The 2,075-nt window shown below is 60.4% G+C and carries 2 pseudogenes; both read right to left on the reverse strand.

The window, feature by feature from the left end:
• Nucleotides 1-112: 112 nt before the first annotated feature.
• Nucleotides 113-1,372, reverse strand: a pseudogene (locus FAA86_RS24270) (methyl-accepting chemotaxis protein); the annotation flags it as partial.
• 132 nt (nucleotides 1,373-1,504) lie between these two features.
• A pseudogene (locus FAA86_RS25260) lies at nucleotides 1,505-2,029 on the reverse strand (MCP four helix bundle domain-containing protein); the annotation flags it as partial.
• Nucleotides 2,030-2,075 lie beyond the last annotated feature (46 nt).

Here is a 2,075-nt window from a genome sequence, read left to right on the forward strand (position 1 = left end):
TTCAGATCTGGATGGGCTGGTACCTTGCGATCTGTCGCGCGATACCGTGATTTCAAATAAATGTCTCAGGCTGGACAGAGCCGCAGAGGGCGGCTCTGTCCGAGTTCAAACCTCACGCACTCTGCCGGAAATCGGCGTCGTCGCTGTCTGGGCCGCCCATGCTCATGTCGAGGGCAAAGCCCTGGCTCTTGGAGGTCCCGGCGCTTGCCTTGGCTACAGGGCGATGTGCCGGTGCCTGGCTTGCCATCTTGGCTGCGACCGCCTTCAACTGCTTGACCGGGTTGGCATTGCCGTGTTTGCCCGAGGTGTCCACCTTGAAGAAGGCGATGGAGGCCTGGAGCTCTTCGGCCTGGGCTGCGAGTTCTTCCGAGGTGGCGGACATCTCTTCCGAGGCACCAGCGTTCTGCTGAGTGACCTTGTCGAGCTGCTGGATCGCTTCGTTGATCTGGCTGGAACCAATATCCTGCTCGCGGCAGGCCGCCGAGATTTCCGAGACCAGTTCGGCGGTCTTGCGGATATCGGGCACCAGGCGGGTCAGCATCTCGCCGGCCTGGGTGGCGACCGAGACGGTTTCGCTCGACAGGCCCGAAATTTCGGCTGCTGCCGCCTGACTGCGCTCGGCGAGCTTGCGCACTTCCGAGGCGACGACGGCAAAGCCACGACCGTGTTCGCCGGCACGGGCCGCTTCGACGGCTGCGTTGAGTGCCAGCAGGTCGGTCTGGCGGGCGATTTCCTGGACGATCGAGATCTTCTCGGCGATCGTGCGCATGGCGGTCACGGCCTTGTCGACGGCCTTGCCGCTTTCCTCGGCATCGGTTGCCGACTGGCGGGCGATCTTTTCCGTCTGGGCGGCATTGTCGGCGTTCTGCTTGATGTTGGCCGCCATCTGCTCCATCGACGCCGAAGCCTCCTCGGCCGAGGACGCCTGTTCCGTCGCGCCCTGGGAGAGCTGTTCGGAACCCGAGGACAGCTGCTGGCTGCCGGCGGAGACGTTCTCGGATGCTGCGAGCGCATCGCTGACAACAGCTCGCAGCCGCTCGACCATGCTTTCCAGAGAGAGACCCAGGGTGTCCCTGTCGGAAAGTGGCTTCGGCGTAACAGTCAGATCGCCATTGGCAATCTGATCAGCAATCTGCGCAGTGCTTCGCAGGTTGATCACCATGCTCAGCATAGATTTGCCCAGTGTATCCTTCTCGGACAGGGGAACGGGTGTCAGCGTCAGATCGCCTGCTGAAATCTGACCAGCGATGTTTGCTGTCTGGCGCAGGTTGCCGGTCATGACTTCCATCGTACCGACCAGATCTTTGATCTCGTCATTGGTCCGGACCTCGACCTGCTGGTCGAGGTCGCCAATTGCGACGGCCTCTGCGACGATCTTGATGGTCCGTAGTCCACGGCTTATCGTTATCGCAATCCAGAAGGCGGCGCCCAATGCCACCAATACGCCAACCACCGAGACAACTGCGAGGGTTGCAAAGGTTGACCGGAATGCGGCATCGGCTTCCTCGTCGCCTGTCTCGATCGATTGGCGAGTCATGGCGGCGAGGGATTCCGTCAATTCATCAAGTTTATCTGATGCCTTGCCGCCTGCAGTCTGGTTGACGTCAATGGCTTCCGGCAAACGGCCGGCGCTTACAAGTCCCTGGATGCGATCGTTGATCTCAATATAATCACTCCAGAAATCACTGATCTCCTGCCATTTCTGACGATATTCTTCTGGCGCCGATTTTTGCCCCTCGGCCATTGCCGCTTCAAATTCCTTACGCTCGGTCGCAATCGTCGCCAGAGCGGCGTCGACGCGTTCCTTAGACGTCGCCAGAAGGAGATCCCCTTCTGCAAGTCCGAGTCCATCAAACGCGCCTGCGAGCTGCGCCGCGACGGTGGACTGATGTACCGCGCCGGTGACAAGGGCATCCTGCATTGACGCCACGCTGCTGACGCCGCTCATCCCGAAACCCGCGCATGCGCCCATTAGGACGACCAGAAGCCCGTACGAGCAAGCCAATTTCGACTTAATTGTAAAACGCATGAAGGTAGCTTTCTAAGTTGGGACTGCCACGGGCCAGGGCTTTGAC

It is taken from the genome of Rhizobium rosettiformans W3, assembly GCF_004912135.1.
Taxonomy (GTDB): domain Bacteria; phylum Pseudomonadota; class Alphaproteobacteria; order Rhizobiales; family Rhizobiaceae; genus Allorhizobium; species Allorhizobium rosettiformans.